1 protein-coding gene is annotated in these 526 nt (G+C 60.3%); it reads right to left on the bottom strand.

The annotated features are described in order from the left end of the window. Nucleotides 1–486: NAD(+)/NADH kinase (locus tag RZO55_RS03245; RefSeq protein WP_318062851.1), on the bottom strand; the 486-nt coding region annotated here is incomplete at its 3' end. Between the last annotated feature and the right edge of the window lie 40 nt (nucleotides 487–526).

Below are 526 nucleotides of genomic sequence, written 5' to 3'. Positions count from 1 at the left end.
ATCCATGGACACCGTGCAGGTGATCATCCGGCTGAAGGAACCCTTGGCAATCCCTACGTCATTCAGGGCAATGCTCGTTTCCATCACGCGACCGTCGCGGATCACCTCGGCGTCGAGCATCATCCGTTCTTCGACGATGTAATCGCCGGCAAGGACCCGCTCCACGGCACTGGCCAAACTGTCCGGCTCCGCTTCCGATAAAAAGCCGAGGTGCCCCAGATTAAACCCCAGGATGGGCACCCGGGATTTGGCGAAATGCCGGGCAATCCCCAGGAGCGTCCCGTCTCCGCCGAGGACGAATACCATATCGACGCGCTCGGGAAATTGATCCAGGGGAAGTCCCAGCTCGGGGCGATCCATTTCTGCCGCGATGTCCGGCTCCAGAAACACCTCCGCCCCCCGTTCCTCGATCAACCACACCAGCTGGCGCGCCACCACCCGCGCTTTCGGCTTTCCTTTGTTGACGGAGATCCCGATTCGGCTCAATGGCTCCCCACCCCATCCAAATGTCCGTTTCACCGAAAAA

Origin of the sequence: Clostridium boliviensis (assembly GCF_033342255.1) — a bacterium.
Lineage (GTDB): Bacteria > Bacillota > Clostridia > Lachnospirales > Lachnospiraceae > Lacrimispora > Lacrimispora boliviensis.
The sequence above is the reverse complement of the archived record's forward strand: the minus strand, read 5'-3'. Positions and strand labels throughout refer to the sequence as shown.